Origin of the sequence: Pseudomonas sp. GM84 (assembly GCF_000282535.1) — a bacterium.
Lineage (GTDB): Bacteria > Pseudomonadota > Gammaproteobacteria > Pseudomonadales > Pseudomonadaceae > Aquipseudomonas.
Genome location: NZ_AKJC01000155.1, coordinates 1 through 14,604, shown reverse-complemented (window position 1 = coordinate 14,604; position 14,604 = coordinate 1). Strand labels below are relative to the sequence as shown.

General features: G+C 67.0%; 13 protein-coding genes. 5 read left to right on the top strand and 8 right to left on the bottom strand.

Annotation, left to right across the window (positions count from 1 at the left end):
• Window positions 1-264 precede the first annotated feature (264 nt).
• From PMI38_RS13400 to PMI38_RS13390, 3 genes are read right to left on the bottom strand one after another with little or no spacing between them, the layout of a single operon-like run.
• Window positions 265-900 (bottom strand): nuclear transport factor 2 family protein, encoded by a 636-nt coding sequence (locus tag PMI38_RS13400; RefSeq protein ID WP_085988527.1) that lies wholly within the window; start codon window positions 898-900, stop codon window positions 265-267.
• Complete coding sequence (locus PMI38_RS13395) at window positions 900-1,670, bottom strand: SDR family NAD(P)-dependent oxidoreductase (RefSeq protein WP_008094775.1); 771 nt, start codon at window positions 1,668-1,670, stop codon at window positions 900-902. Before PMI38_RS13395 ends, PMI38_RS13400 begins: the two co-directional genes overlap by 1 nt.
• 12 nt (window positions 1,671-1,682) lie before the next feature.
• Window positions 1,683-2,417: an SDR family NAD(P)-dependent oxidoreductase gene (locus tag PMI38_RS13390; RefSeq protein ID WP_008094774.1), complete on the bottom strand. Its 735-nt coding sequence runs from the start codon at window positions 2,415-2,417 to the stop codon at window positions 1,683-1,685.
• A 199-nt stretch (window positions 2,418-2,616) separates the two neighbouring features.
• Here PMI38_RS13390 and PMI38_RS13385 point away from each other — a divergent pair, with 199 nt between their 5' ends.
• The gene (locus tag PMI38_RS13385) at window positions 2,617-3,450 is read left to right on the top strand and encodes an alpha/beta fold hydrolase (RefSeq protein ID WP_008094773.1); all 834 of its coding nucleotides are present in this window, start codon (window positions 2,617-2,619) and stop codon (window positions 3,448-3,450) included.
• 140 nt (window positions 3,451-3,590) lie between these two features.
• Here the strand turns inward: PMI38_RS13385 and PMI38_RS13380 are convergent, their stop codons facing one another.
• The 5 genes from PMI38_RS13380 to PMI38_RS13360 form a co-directional block, all read right to left on the bottom strand.
• Window positions 3,591-4,820 (bottom strand): NADH:flavin oxidoreductase, encoded by a 1,230-nt coding sequence (locus PMI38_RS13380; RefSeq protein WP_008094772.1) that lies wholly within the window; start codon window positions 4,818-4,820, stop codon window positions 3,591-3,593.
• An 80-nt stretch (window positions 4,821-4,900) separates the two neighbouring features.
• Window positions 4,901-6,562: a DUF1302 domain-containing protein gene (locus PMI38_RS13375; protein WP_008094771.1), complete on the bottom strand. Its 1,662-nt coding sequence runs from the start codon at window positions 6,560-6,562 to the stop codon at window positions 4,901-4,903.
• Window positions 6,563-6,663: 101 nt separating this feature from the next.
• Window positions 6,664-8,262 (bottom strand): FadD3 family acyl-CoA ligase, encoded by a 1,599-nt coding sequence (locus PMI38_RS13370; protein ID WP_008094770.1) that lies wholly within the window; start codon window positions 8,260-8,262, stop codon window positions 6,664-6,666.
• A 5-nt stretch (window positions 8,263-8,267) separates the two neighbouring features.
• Window positions 8,268-9,290, bottom strand: a complete 1,023-nt coding sequence (locus PMI38_RS13365) for a ferredoxin--NADP reductase (protein ID WP_008094769.1) — start codon at window positions 9,288-9,290, stop codon at window positions 8,268-8,270.
• Window positions 9,287-10,474, bottom strand: coding sequence for an acyl-CoA dehydrogenase family protein (locus PMI38_RS13360; protein ID WP_008094768.1), 1,188 nt, complete (start codon window positions 10,472-10,474; stop codon window positions 9,287-9,289). The genes PMI38_RS13365 and PMI38_RS13360 overlap by 4 nt, the downstream gene beginning before the upstream one ends.
• Before the next feature lie 200 nt (window positions 10,475-10,674).
• Between PMI38_RS13360 and PMI38_RS13355 the strand changes: the two genes are divergently transcribed.
• From PMI38_RS13355 to dmpG, 4 genes are all read left to right on the top strand, one after another.
• A complete protein-coding gene (locus PMI38_RS13355) occupies window positions 10,675-11,448 on the top strand; it encodes a glucose 1-dehydrogenase (RefSeq protein ID WP_008094767.1) in 774 nt (257 codons plus the stop codon).
• 72 nt (window positions 11,449-11,520) lie between these two features.
• Complete coding sequence (locus PMI38_RS13350) at window positions 11,521-12,312, top strand: fumarylacetoacetate hydrolase family protein (RefSeq protein ID WP_008094766.1); 792 nt, start codon at window positions 11,521-11,523, stop codon at window positions 12,310-12,312.
• Window positions 12,313-12,335: 23 nt separating this feature from the next.
• Window positions 12,336-13,259: an acetaldehyde dehydrogenase (acetylating) gene (locus PMI38_RS13345; RefSeq protein WP_008094765.1), complete on the top strand. Its 924-nt coding sequence runs from the start codon at window positions 12,336-12,338 to the stop codon at window positions 13,257-13,259.
• A 9-nt stretch (window positions 13,260-13,268) separates the two neighbouring features.
• Window positions 13,269-14,291, top strand: a complete 1,023-nt coding sequence (gene dmpG / locus PMI38_RS13340; protein ID WP_008094764.1) for a 4-hydroxy-2-oxovalerate aldolase — start codon at window positions 13,269-13,271, stop codon at window positions 14,289-14,291.
• Window positions 14,292-14,604 lie beyond the last annotated feature (313 nt).

Sequence of the window (14,604 nt, the reverse complement as noted above, 5' to 3'; positions counted from 1 at the left end):
GCTCCCACAGGAATCGCGCCAACTTTCACATGTTGAGCAAGACAGTTGCTCCCACAAGGGATTGGTGGTGTTCCGGAGATCCCTGTGGGAGCCGGCTTGCCGGCGAAGGGCCGAACCTGCAGTCACTCGACATCAGAGGCACCACAAAACCCTGTGGGAGCGGGCTTGTCCCGCGAACCAGGGCGAAGCCCTGGCCATGCACCGCAGTGTTTCCTTCGCGGGGCAAGCCCGCTCCCACAGGGCCAGGTTCGCTGGCCCGGATGCTCAACGCACGCGAATCTTCGGGTCGCCCGCCCCCCGCCGCAACCCCGCCAAGAACCCTTCCAATGGCGCCGGCGCGGCCACCTGCGGCAATGCATCCTTGTCCGGCCGCTGGGCCCAGAACGCATCCCACGACGGGAACAGCTCATGGAAACTCCCGGCATAGGGCTCACGCCCCGGCCAGCGCATCTTCAAACCACCGATCGGCGGCTTGTTCAGGTCGGTGGCATACCAGTAGCACGGCAACCGCCGCCTGAAACACCAGCGCCCATCGATGCGCTCGTAGTCGTCCCAGTACAGCATCTGCATGATCACCCACTCAGGTCCGGTCTCATGCTCGTTCTTCGAATACACCACCCCGGTGGCATGATCCGGGTCGCTGAACTCGATGATGTGCTGGCCCAAATGATGCGAGGTGCCGTGAAACTGCTTGCGCATGGTCTCGTCCAGCCACGCCTTCAGATGCGCGCGGCCCTGCTTGTCCCGACCCACCCGAACATCCTCGGCAAAGCAGTTGGCCATGGCGTCCATGTCGCGCATGTCCAGGGCCAGGGCGTACTTGCCGGCCAGCTGGCGGATCGCATCCAGCGACTCCAGGCGGTCGATGCGCTGCAGCAGCGATGGCTCGTCCCTGTTCATCATTCCAGCACCGTGTACAGGTCGGAGCTGCGCCCGCCGTCCACCGCCAGGCTCGCCCCGGTCACGTAGGAGGCCTCGTCGCTGGCCAGGAACAGAATGGCATTGGCCAGCTCGACCGGCAGGCCGACGCGGCGCATGGGGATGACTTTCTCGGTGTTGGCACGCGCTTTGGCGTCGCCCAGCATGCCGGCGGTGGCTGGTGTATCGACCACGCCGGGGATGATCACATTGCAGCGGATATTGTGCGGTGCGCCTTCGCTGGCCGCCGCGCGGCTGAAGTTGATCACCGCCGCCTTCGCCGCCGAGTAGCCGGCCATCCAGGCCGTGCCGAACACCCCGCAGATGGACGCGATGTTGACGATCGAGCCGCCCCTGCCCTGCATCAGCTGCATCGCCGTGCGGGTGCCCCAGAAGGTGCCGTCCACCGTGGTGGCGAAGTTGGCGTGCCAGTCGGCGGTGGTCATGCTGTCGATGCCGCCCCAGGTGTAGGCCATGGCGTTGTTCACCAGGATGTCCAGGCGCCCGTGGCGCTGGGCGGTGCCCTGCAGGGCGGCGACGTAGGCCTGTTCGTCACTGACATCGGCGACCGCGACCTCGGCGCGACCGCCCTGGGCCAGGATCTGCTCCTTCACGCCTTCCAGCGGTGACGCCTGGCGCCCGCACAGCACCACCAGGGCCCCCTCCTCGGCGAAGCGCAGCGCGGTCGCCGCGCCAATCCCCGATCCAGCGCCGGTCACGAACGCGACCTTGTCTTGCAGACGTTTGCTCATCCACTGCTCTCCTCAGATAAAGGCCATGCCGCCGTTGACGGCGATGTTCTGGCCGGTGATGAAACTGGCGTCCTCACTGGCCAGGAAGACCGCCACGCGGGCGATCTCGTCGGTTTCGCACATGCGCCCCAGCGGCACGTTCTTCAGCAGCGCCTGCATGTGTTCCTCGGGGATGCCAGCCATCATCGGGGTGTTGGTCGGGCCGGGCACCAGGGTATTGACGCGGATCCCCTGCCCCGCGAGCTCGCGGGCGATCGAGCGGGTAAGTCCCATCACAGCGGCTTTCGACGCGCAGTAGTGGCTTGGCCCCTCGCCGGTCAGCGCGGCGGTGCTGGAGAGGTTGATCAGCACGCCCTGGCGCTTGCCCTTGACCATCAGCCGCGCCCCTTCGCGGCAGCACAGGAAGGTGCCGCCGAGGTTGACCCCGAGCACCCGCGCCCAGCTGTCGTCCGGTGTATCGAGGAAGCTGTCCAGCGCACCGACGCCGGCGTTGTTGACGACGATGTCGAGGCCACCGAAATGGGCCTCGACTGCGCCCATGGCATCGGCCACGGACGCCGCGTCAGCCACGTTGCAGCTCAGCGCGAGCACCTGTTCGCCCAGGTCCGCCAGCCCTGCGGCCAGCGCGGTCTGGTCGAGGTCGACCGCCACCACCTTGGCCCCTTCGGCGACGAAGCGGCGCACGATGGCCTGGCCCATGCCTTGCCCGGCACCGGTGACGAAGGCCACTTTGTTCTGCAGTTTCATAGCGTTCTCCTTGGTTTGAAGCGCGTAGGTCTGCCCCATCATTGGCCCGCGGCGGATGGCAGGCATCGTCCGATAGGACTAACGCCCCCGGCCCCGCGTGGTCTGAACGGACGATGTGAGCTTGTGCTGCACGGCACAGGATCCAAGGGCTGCATGCCGGACATGCAGCCCCTCAACCTGTGCACTCTGGAGAATCTGCATGAACCAACCCGTCGACCTGCCTCTACCCACCGGGCACTACGCAACCCTTGCCAATGGCCTGCGCCTGCACTACCTGGACGAAGGCAGCGGGCCGGTGGTGCTGTGGCTGCACGGCAGCGGCCCCGGTGCCAGCGGCTACAGCAACTTCAAGGGCAACTACCCTGCGCTGACCGACGCCGGCTACCGCAATATCCTGCTCGACCTGCCCGGCTTCGGCCGTTCGGACAAGCCGGATGATGTGCGTTACGAGCTGGATTTCTTCGTCGCGTGCGTCGCCGAATTTCTCGACCAGATTGGCGTTACCCGCTGCACCATCCTGGGCAACTCGCTGGGTGGCGCCATTGCCCTGGGCCTGGCGCTGCGCTGCCCGCAGCTGCCGGAGCGGCTGGTGCTGCTGGCACCGGGTGGCGTCGAAGAGCGCGAGACCTACTTCCAGATGCCGGGCATCCTGCGCATGGTCGGCCTGTTCAACGCCGGCCCCATCGGCCTCGAAGAGATGCGCAGCATGATGAGCCTGCAGCTGTTCGACGACTCGATCCTGCCGGAGGAGCTGCTGCTGGAGCGGGTGGCGGTGGCGGTGACGCAGCCGAAGAACCTGTTCAGCACCATGCTGGTGCCGAACATGCGCGCGCGGTTGGGTGAGATCGAGTGCCCGATTTTCGGCTTCTGGGGCAGCGATGACCATTTCAATCCGGTCAGTGGTGCCCAGTACATCATTGACGGCGCGCGCCAGGCGCGGTTCATCGTGCTCAACCGCTGCGGGCATTGGGTGCAGGTGGAGCACCGCGAGCTGTTCAACCGCAGTTGCCTGGACTTCCTGCAGCACGGTTGATCTCAGGGTCTGCGGGCTTCCTGTGGGAGCGGGCTTGCCCCGCGAATGAAACACCGCGGTGTATGGCCAGGGCTTCGCCCTGGTTCGCGGGACAAGCCCGCTCCCACAGGATCAGACGCAGCTTTCGATGAGCCTTGGGGTCACCCCCCAGCCCGCTGACTGTTCAACAGCGCATCCCCCGGCCGCCCCAGCACACACGAGGTCCCCCCCGGCGTATACATCATCGCCACACACCGGTTGCACGCCGTGCAGATCGAATTGCGGCTGACACCACCGGCCAGCTTGTTCACATAATCAGGCTCGGCAATCAGTACCCGTCCCATCGCCACCAGGTCGAACCCTTCGGCCATCACCTGCTCGATGCTCGCCAGGCTCTTGGCCCCGCCCAGGTACGCCAGCGGCATCTTCACCGCCGCACGCACCTTGCGCGCATGCTCCAGCAGGTACAGCTCGCGAAACTCCACCACCGGGTCCATGCGCCGCTGGATCGCCATGGCCAGGGCAATCACCGGGTTCTTCTGCTGCACCCGGTTCTCCTTGGGAAAGGACGAGCCGAACATGGTGGTGATCGACTCGGCGTTCATCCCGGCACTGAGCACCAGCAGGTGCGCGCCCTCCTCCTCCAGCATGCGCGCGATCCTGGCGCCGTCGTCGGCGCTGTTACCGGCACGCACGCCCTCGGTGATGCTGTACTTGCACACCACCGCCAGATCCTGCCCCACCGCGTCGAGCACCGCGCGCAGCACCCGGCGCGGGAAGCGCAGGCGGTTTTCCAGGCTGCCGCCGTACTGGTCGCGCCGCTTGTTGTACAGCGGCGAAATGAACTGGCTGAGCAGGTAGCCGTGGCCCATGTGGATTTCCACGGCATCGAACCCGGCTTCGCGGGCCAGCCGCGCGCCCTGGGCAAAATCCCGTACCACCTGCTGCATGTCCGCTTCGTTCATCGCCTGCTTGAGGAACATGCCGCTCATCATGCCGATCTTGTTGAAGCCACCGCTGGCCGACAGCGGCCGTGCGGTGGAGCGCTCGCGGATGAAGGTGAAGCAGCCGCCATGGGTGATCTGCGCGCTGGCCAGGCCGCCCTCGCGGTGCACGGCCTCGGTCAGGGCCTTGAAGTGCGGCAGGCTTTCGCGCTCCAGGATCAGCTGGTTGGGCAGCGTGCGGCCGTCGCGGCTGACCGCGCAGTAGGCCACCGTGGTCAACGCCACGCCGCCCTTGGCCAGGTTGGCGTGCAGTTGGGCCAGCTGCCGGGACGGCACGCCGCCGGCACTCATGCCTTCGTTGGTGGCGGCCTTGATGAAACGGTTGTTGAGCGTCAGCGGGCCGATGCTGACGGGGCTGAACGGGGATGCAGGCGTGGTCGGGTTCATGGCAGGCCGAGTCCTCGGTGAATGATTGGAAACCCGGCCAGGTCCACCGCGGGCGGACCTTCGCCGGGGCAAGGTGTGGCTCAGAAGGTGTACTTGGCGTTGAGCGACACGTAGTCGCGGTCGGCCAGCAGGCGACCCTGGACGACATCCGGGGAGCTCAGGTAGGCGACATAGGTCAGGCCCACCTGGAAGTTGCCCAGGTACTTGAAGTCACCGCCCACGGTCAGGCGTTTTTCGTCGCGGCCCAGGCCCTGGTAGGCGCTGCCGTCGACACTCTGTTGCCAGACCACCCGGGTGGTCAGGTCCAGGCCGTTGGCAATGGACGGGTAGTCCATGTAGGCACCCACCCCAAGCAGCGTCGAGCCACGGGTCTGGGTGGCCGACTCGAAGTCGTCGAAACTGCCGTCCACGCCCGGGCCGCCGCCCGAGACCACCAGGGTGTCGACCCCGGCGATGTGCTGGTGCACCACCTCCCCCATGAAGGTGGTCTGCTGGGCCAGCCAGCTCGGGCCGAGGATGTACGAGGCGTTCAGGTTGCCCTGCCAGATCTGGCCGGTGGTGGGCGCGCCGTTGTTCAGGTACACCGAGGCACCGTCGCGGTAGCTGAGGTCGCCGGCATACTGCACCGCGTCACCGATCTTGGAGCTGAAGCTGACCCCGGTCAGCTCGACATCCTCGAAGTAGCCCATGCGGTAGGCCGGCGCAGCGCCTGGGTTGGAACGCTGGCTGATGCGTGAATTCGACGAGTAGCGGGTCTGCCCGGTGAAGTCGAAGAACAGCGAGCCGACCCGCTCGTGATAGCGGTAATGGAACAGCCCCACTTCAGTGTTCTCGGTGACCCGGTAGCGCACGCCTACACCCCACTGGCCGCTGTCGCGCGGCTTGACCTCGCCGGCATAGTTGACCCCGGTGAAGCTCTTGTCCGGCAGGCTTTCGATCACCCCGGGGCTGAGCCGGAAGAACTCCGCGCCCGGGCCGAAGGTGTCACTGCCAAAGTAGTCGCCCACCGGGTTGAGCTGGGTCTTCTCCCACTCGTACTGGTAGAAGCCGACCAGCGCCAGGTCCTCGTTCAGCGACCAGGACGCCGACACCTGGCCCACCGGCAGGTAGGCATCCTTGGCCTCGGTGCCCGGCACGTTGAACTTGGTGGCATCCACCGGCGCCTGGCCCTGGCTGATGTTGGCCCAGAACAGGCTCTCGCCCCAGGCCACCAGGTGGCGCCCGGCCTTGACCGACAGGTACTGGGTGTCGCCCAGCTGGTAGTTGCCGTACACATAGGCGTCCAGCAGCCGCGCCTTGCTGCCGCTCAGGCGCCGGGTGTCCTCGACGAAGCCATCGGCGCGGCCGATCTTGTTCACCGTCAGGGGCGAGTCGTTGTCGTTGCGCTGCTGGTAGACGTCATCGTAGAAGTGGCTGCCGCGCAACACCGCGCCGACATTGTCGTGGCGCAGGCGCAATTCGCCGAACAGGCTGACCCGGTTGGTGATCAGCCCGCCGCGCTTGAAGTTGCGCGTGCCGTCGTCATTGTTGATGTCGTCGAGATACTGCCGGGCCTGCTTGGCGGTACGCACGGAGGCGGTGTAGTTGACCGTGAGCGACGACTCCAGGGTGGTGTCCTCGCCCAGCTCCAGGGTCGGTCCTGCGCTGACGCTGCCACTGGCAACGCCAATGGCCATGGCCAACCAGCTGCGCCGCCCGAACCCTTTGGCTGCGCCTTGCGCCGGCCACTTCGACATAGACATGCTGCTCTCCTTCTATTGTTATTGTTGCGGTGTGCCGAGGCAGACTGGAACACCGCTGGCTGGCGCACATCGTCCGTTTGGTGAAACCGCCACGGCCGCCCTCAGGCCTGGGCCAGCGCCGCCCGCAGGTCGTTCTTGGCCACCTTGTTCGAAGGATTCAGCGGCAACGCCGAGAAGAAGCGCACCTGACGCGGCACCTTGTAGTTGGCCATGCGCTCGCGGCTCCAGCCGATCAGCTCCTGCTCGCCCAGCTGCTGCCCTTGGCGCAGCACCACGCAGGCGCAGCCCACCTCGCCCATGCGCGCATCGGCAATGCCGACCACCGCCACCTGGGCGATGGCCGGGTGGCCGAGCAACGCCGCCTCGATCTCGGCCGGGTAGCAGTTGAAGCCGCCGACGATGTACATGTCCTTGAGGCGATCGGTGATGACCAGGTTGCCGGCAGGGTCCAGGCAACCGACATCGCCGGTGTGCAGCCAACCTTCGGCATCGATGGCCTCGGCGGTGGCAGCCGGGTCCTGGAAGTAGCCCTGCATGATGTGGAAGCCGCGCAGGCAGATTTCCCCGGTCTGGCCCTGGGCCAGGCTGGCGTTGTCGGGGCCGCGGATGCTCACTTCGGTGCCCGGCAACGGCTGGCCGCTGGTGCCGGCGATCACCTCGGCCGAGGCCTGCGGGTCGCACAGGGTCGCCAGGCCGCCGCACTCGGTCAGGCCATAGGCGGTGGTCACCACGCTGAACCCCAGCTCGCTGCGCATGCGCTCGATCAGGCTGGGCGGGATGCTCGCCGAACCGGTCACGGCCACCCGCAGGCTCGACAGGTCGGTTTCGGCCAGGCGTGGGTGGGCCAGCAGCGACAGGTACAAGGTCGGCGCGCCCGGCAGCACCGTGACCCGTTCGCGGGCAATGCGCTCGAACACCAGCTCGGCGTCGAATACCGCGTGGGGCAGGATGGTCGCCCCGGCGATCAGGCACGTCAGCCAACCCGCCTTGTAGCCGAAGGCATGGAAGAACGGGTTGACGATCAGGTAACGGTCACCCGGCCCCAGCCCCAGCACCCGCACATACTCGGTAAAGGCGCGCAGGTTCTGCCCGTGGGCGCTCATCACACCCTTGGGTTTGCCAGTGGTGCCCGAGGTGAACAGCAGGTCGCAGACCGCCTCGGGGGGGATGCACAGCGCGCGCCGCTCGGCGGTGAGCTTCTCGATGGTCGCGGCCCCGGCCAGGAACTGCGCGTAGCTCAGGTCGCGCGCCGGCAGCGATTGGTCGCAAGCGAACACCACCTGGTGCTCCAGGGTCGCCGGGCGCTGGGGAGCGAGCAGCGCCGGGTAGTCGACATCGAGGAACCGCTGCTGCACGAACAGCACCCGACAGCCGCTGCGCGCCAGCACGTCGGCGGCCTCGGCACCCTTCATGCGGGTATTGATCGGCACCAGCACGGCGCCGGCGCAGTGGATGCCCAGGGCCGCGAGAATCCACTCGCGGCTGTTCGGCGCCCACAGGCCGACCCGGTCGCCCGGCTGGATGCCCAGGGCCATCAGGCCACGGGTCACCTGCAAGGCCTGCTCCGGCAGGTCGGCGTAATCCAGGCGCATGCCGTTTTCCTCGATGGCGGCATGGCCGGCATAGCGCCGGGCGCTGTCGAACAGCAGCCGGGCGATGGTGGCAGGCGGGGTCAGGGTCGAATTCAGGCTCTGGTTCATAGGCGTCACTCGGGAAAACGGATACGCAGGTGGGGGCTGGTCGGCACGGCCTGGCAGGCCAGGATCCAGCCTTCGGCCAGTTCGCCGGCATCCAGGGCATCGTTGTGCAGCAATTCGATCTCGCCCTGCTCCAGGGTGCACATGCAGGAGGCGCAGCCGCCTACCCGGCAGGCACTGGGCGGGTTGAGGCCGGCGCGTTCCATGGCGGCCAGCACGGTCTCGCCGCTGGCGCAGGCCAGCTGGTGCTCCTGGCCGTCGAGGCGCACGGCCAGTTGCGCGGCCACGGCGGCGTCGCTCGCGGTGGCCAGTGGCGCCTCGCCTTCGCCGGGCAGCGACACGAAGCGCTCCACATGCACCCGCGCCGGCGGCACTCCAAGCTGCCGAAGGGCTTCGACGGCGGTGTCCATGAACGGCCCTGGCCCGCAGATGAAGGCCTGGGCGTCGATGAACGGCCGCGCCAGTTCAGCCAGTTGCGCCGCCACTGGAATGCCCTGCAACGCGTCGAGCCAGTGCACCACCTGCAGACGTTGCGGGTGCACCGAGGCCAGCAGGCGCAACTCATCGCGGAAGATCACCGACTGCGCGTCGCGGTTGGCATAGATCAGCAGGATGCGCCCGGACCCGGCCAGCAGCGCCGAGCGCAGGATCGACAGCACCGGCGTGATGCCGCTGCCGCCGCCGAACAACAGCAGGTCGCCGGCCAGGTCGCGCGGCACGAACACCCCGGCCGGCGGCAACACGTCCAGGGTCTGGCCTTCCTGCAGGCTTTCGCACAGCCAGTTCGAGGCACGACCGTCGCGCACGCGCTTGACCGTCACCCGCAGCGGCTCGTCCAGCAGCGGGGTGCTGGACAGCGAATAGCAGCGCGGCAACCAGCCCCCCTCGAAAGGCACCCGCAGCGTCAGGAACTGGCCCGGCTGGTAGCGGAAACGCTGGGCTAGCGCCTCCGGCACCTCGAACTCCAGGGAGCGGGCGTCGGCGGTCTCCTCGACCACCCGCGCCACCCGCAGGGCTAGGTATTCACTCATACGAACGGGTCCGGGTTGGGCAGGCCCAGCTGCACCGCGCCGAAGCTGCGCCCGTAGGCCATGAAGTTGTTGGCGATGTGCCCGCGAGCCTGGTGCAGGTCACGGAACAGGCGCGCCACCGGATTGCTGTTGTACAAGCCCGAAGCCGCCATGCTGCGCAGCAGGTCGTTGACCCGCTCGGCGCAGATGTTGGTGACGTAGGAGGACTGGTAGCGGTACAGCAGGCGCGTTTCGGTGTCCGGGTACTCGCCGGCACGGGCCAGGGTCATCAGGTGCTCGTAGTTGCGTTCGAGCACCAGCTTCAGGCAATCGACGGTGATCACCGCTTCCGCCACGGCCGTCTGGGCCACGGGATCATCGGCCGTGCGCGCACCGTGCTTGCCGATATGCTGCGCCGCGTTCTCGCGGAAGGTATTGATCGCGCCTTGCAGGGCGCCGATGGCCGAGGTCGACACCGCGCGGGAAAACACCTGGGCGAACGGGATCGCATAGATCGGGTTGGTATTGACCAGGCGCCCTGGGGTGGCCTCGATGGTCCAGTTGTTGGTGCGTTGCACGCGGTGGGCCGGCACGAAGGCATCCTCGACCACGATGTCATGGCTGCCGGTGCCGCGCAGGCCGAGCACGTCCCAGTTCGGCTCGATGCGGTAGTCGGCCCGTGGCAGCAGGAAGGTGCCGTGTTCGCTGGCAAAGTCGCCATCGGCCGGGAGAATGCCGCCCAGCAGCACCCACTGGCAGTGCTCGCTGCCACTGGAGAAGCCCCAGCGCCCGCTGATGCGATAGCCGCCCGGCACCACCGTGACCTTGGCCGACGGCATGTAGGTCGAGGAAATCAGGGCGTTGTGGTCCTGCTCCCACACTTCGCGCTGCGCCTCGACCGGGTAGCGCGCTACCTGCCAGGGGTGCACGCCCATCACGCCGTACACCCAGGCGGTCGACATGCAGCCCTCGGCGAGGATCATCTGGATTTCGAAGAAGGTCCGCGGGTCGACTTCGTAGCCGCCGAAGGCGCGCGGTTGCAAAGCCCGCAGCAAACCGGCCGACTGCAGCTCCTCGATGGTCTGGTCAGGGATCCGCAGGTCACGGTCGGCCTGCGCGGTACGTGCCTTGAGCAGCGGCACCAGGCGCCGTGCGCGTTCGATCAGCTCGACTTCTTCCTGGGTCTTTTCTCGCAAACTGTGCATCACTGGTTTCTCCCGATCTCGCTGCGCCACTGCGCGAGTTGAGGTCGATGATCGGGTTGGCCAAGGCAGGATTCATCGTCAAAGCGGACTAGGGCTTGACCGCGCTGCAGGCCGCGCCTGTGCTAGTCCGTTGAGACGATGCCGCAGGCCGCCTGCGCCGCGATAGTCTTCGCCATCCACAGCCCTGAGGAAGCACAGCCATGAGTATCCTGCAGCGATTTCGCCTCGACGGCAGCGTCGCCATCGTCACCGGCAGCGGCCGTGGCATTGGCCGCGCCATTGCCCTGGCCTACGCCGAAGCCGGCGCCGATGTCGTCTGCGCCGCCCGTTCCCTGGACGACGTGCAGGCGGTGGCCGAAGAAATCCGCGCCCTGGGCCGCAACGCCCTGGCGTTTGCCTGCGACGTCAACGACCCGCAGCAACGCCAGGCGCTGGTCAGCCAGAGCCATGAGCACCTGGGCCGCATCACCCACCTGGTCAACAACGTCGGCGGTGGCGGCCCCAACGACCCGCTGGGCCTGAGCCCGGAGCAGTTCGACGAGATCATGCGCTTCAACGTCTCCAGCGCCTACGCGTTCTGCCAGCTGTGCGTGCCGCTGATGCGCGAGGCCGGTGGCGGCAACATCGTCAACATAAGCTCCGTGGCAGCGCGCTACGCGCAGCGCCATTTCAGCGCCTACGGCACGGCCAAGGCGGCGCTCAGCCACCTGACCCGCCTGCTGGCCCAGGACTTCGCGCCGCAGGTGCGGGTCAATGCCGTGGCCCCCGGCCCAACCCTGACCGCCGCGCTCGCCGGCGTGATGCCGGCCGCGATGCGCCAGAGCATGGAGGCCAACACCCCGCTCAAGTGCCTGGGCACGCCCGAAGACATCGCCGCCGCCGCCCTGTACCTGGCCAGCCCTGCGTCCGCCTGGGTCACCGGCAAGATCATCGACGTCGACGGTGGCGCCGATTCCAGCGTGTGGGTGGGCTGAAACCCTTTTTCTCAGGCCGGTACACCACGCTCGGACCGGCCCTTTTTATTCCTTACCGCAGAGAGCCCCGTCATGGACGCCCATCTGATCACAGCGCTCGGTGACGAGCTGTTCAACGCCCTTCGTGGCCGCACCACCTTGCCCCCCCTGACCCGCCGCTACCCGGCCATCACCCTCGACCAGGCCTACCGTATTTCCCTTTCATTCCTGCAGCGCCGTGAAGCGCTCGGTGAGCAGGTGATCGGCAAGAAGATCGGGGTGACCAGCCGCGCCGTGCAGGAAATGCTCGATGTCCACCAGCCTGACTTCGGTTTCCTGACCGATGCCATGCAGGTCGAAGACGGCAGCGACGTGAGCCTGGCCCAGCACCGTCTGATCCAGCCCCGCGCCGAAGGCGAGATCGCCTTCGTGCTCGGTGAAGACCTGCACGGGCCGGGCATCAGCGCCGAAGACGTGCTGGCCGCGACCCAGTGGGTCATGCCTTGCTTCGAGATCGTCGATTCGCGCATCGACGCCTGGCAGATCCGCATCCAGGACACCGTGGCCGACAACGCCTCCTGCGGCGTGTTCGCCCTCGGCAGCCAGCGCATCGACCCGCGCACCCTGGACCTGGCCCGGGTCGAGATGCAGCTGCTGAAGAACGGCCAGCCGGCCGGCCATGGCCTGGGCTCGGCGGTGCAGGGTCACCCTTGCGCGGCGGTGGCCTGGCTGGCCAACACCCTGGGCGAGCTGGGCATCCCGTTCCGGCGCGGCGAAGTCATCCTTTCCGGCGCCCTGGCGCCCCTGGTTCCGGTAGTGGCCGGCGACCGCATCAGCCTGAGCATGAGCGGGCTGGGCCAGTCCAGCCTGCACTTCGTGCCCTGACCCCCTCCCCTGGAGCCTTAGACATGAGCAAGAAGATCCGCTGTGCGTTGATCGGGCCAGGCAACATCGGCACCGACCTGTTGTACAAACTCAAACGTAGCGAGGTGCTGGAGCCGGTCTGGATGGTCGGCATCGAAGCCGGCTCCGAAGGCCTGGCACGGGCACGCGAGCTGGGCCTGAAGACCACCGCTGATGGCGTCGACGGCCTGCTCCCGCATGTGCTCGAAGACCGCATCCAGATCGCCTTCGATGCCACCTCGGCCTATGTGCATGCCGAGAACTCGCGCAAGCTCAACGCCCTCGGCGTGCTGATGATCGACCTGACCCCGGCGGCCATCGGCCCGTACTGCGTGCCCACGGTCAACCTCAAGGCCAACCTTGGCCTGGGCGTGATGAACGTCAACATGGTCACCTGCGGTGGCCAGGCGACCATCCCGCTGGTGGCCGCGGTGTCCAGCGTGCAGCCGGTGGCGTATGCAGAGATCATCGCCACCGCCGCGTCGAAATCGGTGGGGCCCGGCACCCGCAGGAACATCGACGAGTTCACCCGCACCACCGCCAGCGCGGTGGAACAGGTAGGCGGTGCCCGGCGCGGCAAGGCGATCATCATCATCAACCCTGCCGAACCGCCGCTGATCATGCGCGACACCGTGCATTGCCTGACCGAAGACACGCCCGATGAGCCGGCGATCCGCGCCGCGATCGACGCCATGATCCTCCAGGTGCAGCGCTACGTGCCGGGTTACCGGCTGGTCAACGGCCCGGTGTTCGATGGCAACAGGGTGTCGATCTTCATGGAGGTCGAGGGCCTGGGCGACTACCTGCCGCGCTACGCCGGCAACCTCGACATCATGACCGCGGCAGCGGCGCGCACCGCCGAGCTGTTCGCCGAGGAAATCCTCAAGGGCGAGCTGGTGCTGCGCCCTGCCCCCGCTGCACTGGCCTAAGGAGCGACCATGGACCTCACTGGCAAACGCATCACCGTACATGACATGTGCCTGCGCGACGGCATGCACCCCAAGCGCCACCAGATCAGCCTGGATGAAATGCAGCGTATCGCCTGCGGCCTGGATGCCGCCGGGGTGCCGCTGATCGAGGTGACCCACGGCGATGGCCTGGGCGGCAGCTCGGTGAACTACGGCTTTCCCGCACATAGCGATGAGCAATACCTGTCGGCGGTGATCCCGCTGATGAAACAGGCCAAGGTTTCGGCGTTGCTGCTGCCGGGCATTGGCACTGTCGAGCACCTGAAGATGGCCCATGAACTGGGGGTCAGCACCTTGCGCGTGGCCACCCACTGCACCGAGGCCGACGTCAGCGAGCAACACATCGCCCATGCCCGCCACCTGGGCATGGACACCGTGGGCTTTCTGATGATGGCGCACATGAACAGCGCCGAAGGCCTGGTCACCCAGGGCAAGCTGATGGAGAGCTATGGTGCCAACTGCATCTACCTGACCGATTCCGCCGGCTACCTGCTGCCGCATCAGGTCAGCGAGCGCGTGGCCGCGATGCGCGCCGCGCTGCGGCCGGAGACCGAGATCGGCTTCCACGGGCACCATAACCTGTCGATGGGCGTGGCCAACTCGATCGCCGCGATCGCCGCCGGTGCCAGCCGCATCGACGCCGCTTGCGCGGGGTTGGGCGCGGGTGCCGGGAACACGCCGATGGAGGTGCTGGTGGCGGTGTGCAAGCGCATGGGCATCGAGACCGGGGTGGATGTGTTCGCCATCCAGGATGTAGCCGAGGACCTGGTGGTGCCGATCATGGACTTCCCCATCCGCAGTGACCGCGATGCGCTGACCATGGGGTATGCCGGGGTGTATGGGTCGTTCTTGCTGTTCGCCAAGCGCGCCGAGCAGAAGTATGGCGTGTCGGCGCGGGAGATCCTGGTGGAGATGGGCCGGCGCGGCATGGTCGGTGGCCAGGAAGACATGATCGAAGACACCGCGATGACCCTGGCGCGCCAGCGCGCCTGAAGGTAGTCGACTACTCCCACAGCTGAAAGCCAGTGGCGTTCGCTGTGGGAGCAACTGTCCTGCTCACTTTCTAACAGTTGACGCAATTCCTGTGGGAGCGGGCTTGCCCCGCGAAGCAGGCAACTCGGTATATGGCACCGGCTTCGCCGGTGTTCGCGGGATAAGCCCGCTCCCACAGGTACCCCACAGTTTTCAATGCCAGTGGTGTATCTGGGGGAAGGGTCATGCCCAAGCTGCAAAACTTGCCGCGATCCTGGTGGGAGCAACCGTCTTGCTCAACTTCCAAAAGTTGACGCAACTCCTGTAGGAGCGG

Coding starts and splice junctions, on each gene's coding strand:
- PMI38_RS13400 (WP_085988527.1), bottom strand. CDS start 900: ATGAACAGGGACGAGCCATCGCTGCTGCAGCGCATCGACCGCCTGGAG.
- PMI38_RS13395 (WP_008094775.1), bottom strand. CDS start 1,670: ATGAGCAAACGTCTGCAAGACAAGGTCGCGTTCGTGACCGGCGCTGGA.
- PMI38_RS13390 (WP_008094774.1), bottom strand. CDS start 2,417: ATGAAACTGCAGAACAAAGTGGCCTTCGTCACCGGTGCCGGGCAAGGC.
- PMI38_RS13385 (WP_008094773.1), top strand. CDS start 2,617: ATGAACCAACCCGTCGACCTGCCTCTACCCACCGGGCACTACGCAACC.
- PMI38_RS13380 (WP_008094772.1), bottom strand. CDS start 4,820: ATGAACCCGACCACGCCTGCATCCCCGTTCAGCCCCGTCAGCATCGGC.
- PMI38_RS13375 (WP_008094771.1), bottom strand. CDS start 6,562: ATGTCTATGTCGAAGTGGCCGGCGCAAGGCGCAGCCAAAGGGTTCGGG.
- PMI38_RS13370 (WP_008094770.1), bottom strand. CDS start 8,262: ATGAACCAGAGCCTGAATTCGACCCTGACCCCGCCTGCCACCATCGCC.
- PMI38_RS13365 (WP_008094769.1), bottom strand. CDS start 9,290: ATGAGTGAATACCTAGCCCTGCGGGTGGCGCGGGTGGTCGAGGAGACC.
- PMI38_RS13360 (WP_008094768.1), bottom strand. CDS start 10,474: ATGCACAGTTTGCGAGAAAAGACCCAGGAAGAAGTCGAGCTGATCGAA.
- PMI38_RS13355 (WP_008094767.1), top strand. CDS start 10,675: ATGAGTATCCTGCAGCGATTTCGCCTCGACGGCAGCGTCGCCATCGTC.
- PMI38_RS13350 (WP_008094766.1), top strand. CDS start 11,521: ATGGACGCCCATCTGATCACAGCGCTCGGTGACGAGCTGTTCAACGCC.
- PMI38_RS13345 (WP_008094765.1), top strand. CDS start 12,336: ATGAGCAAGAAGATCCGCTGTGCGTTGATCGGGCCAGGCAACATCGGC.
- dmpG (WP_008094764.1), top strand. CDS start 13,269: ATGGACCTCACTGGCAAACGCATCACCGTACATGACATGTGCCTGCGC.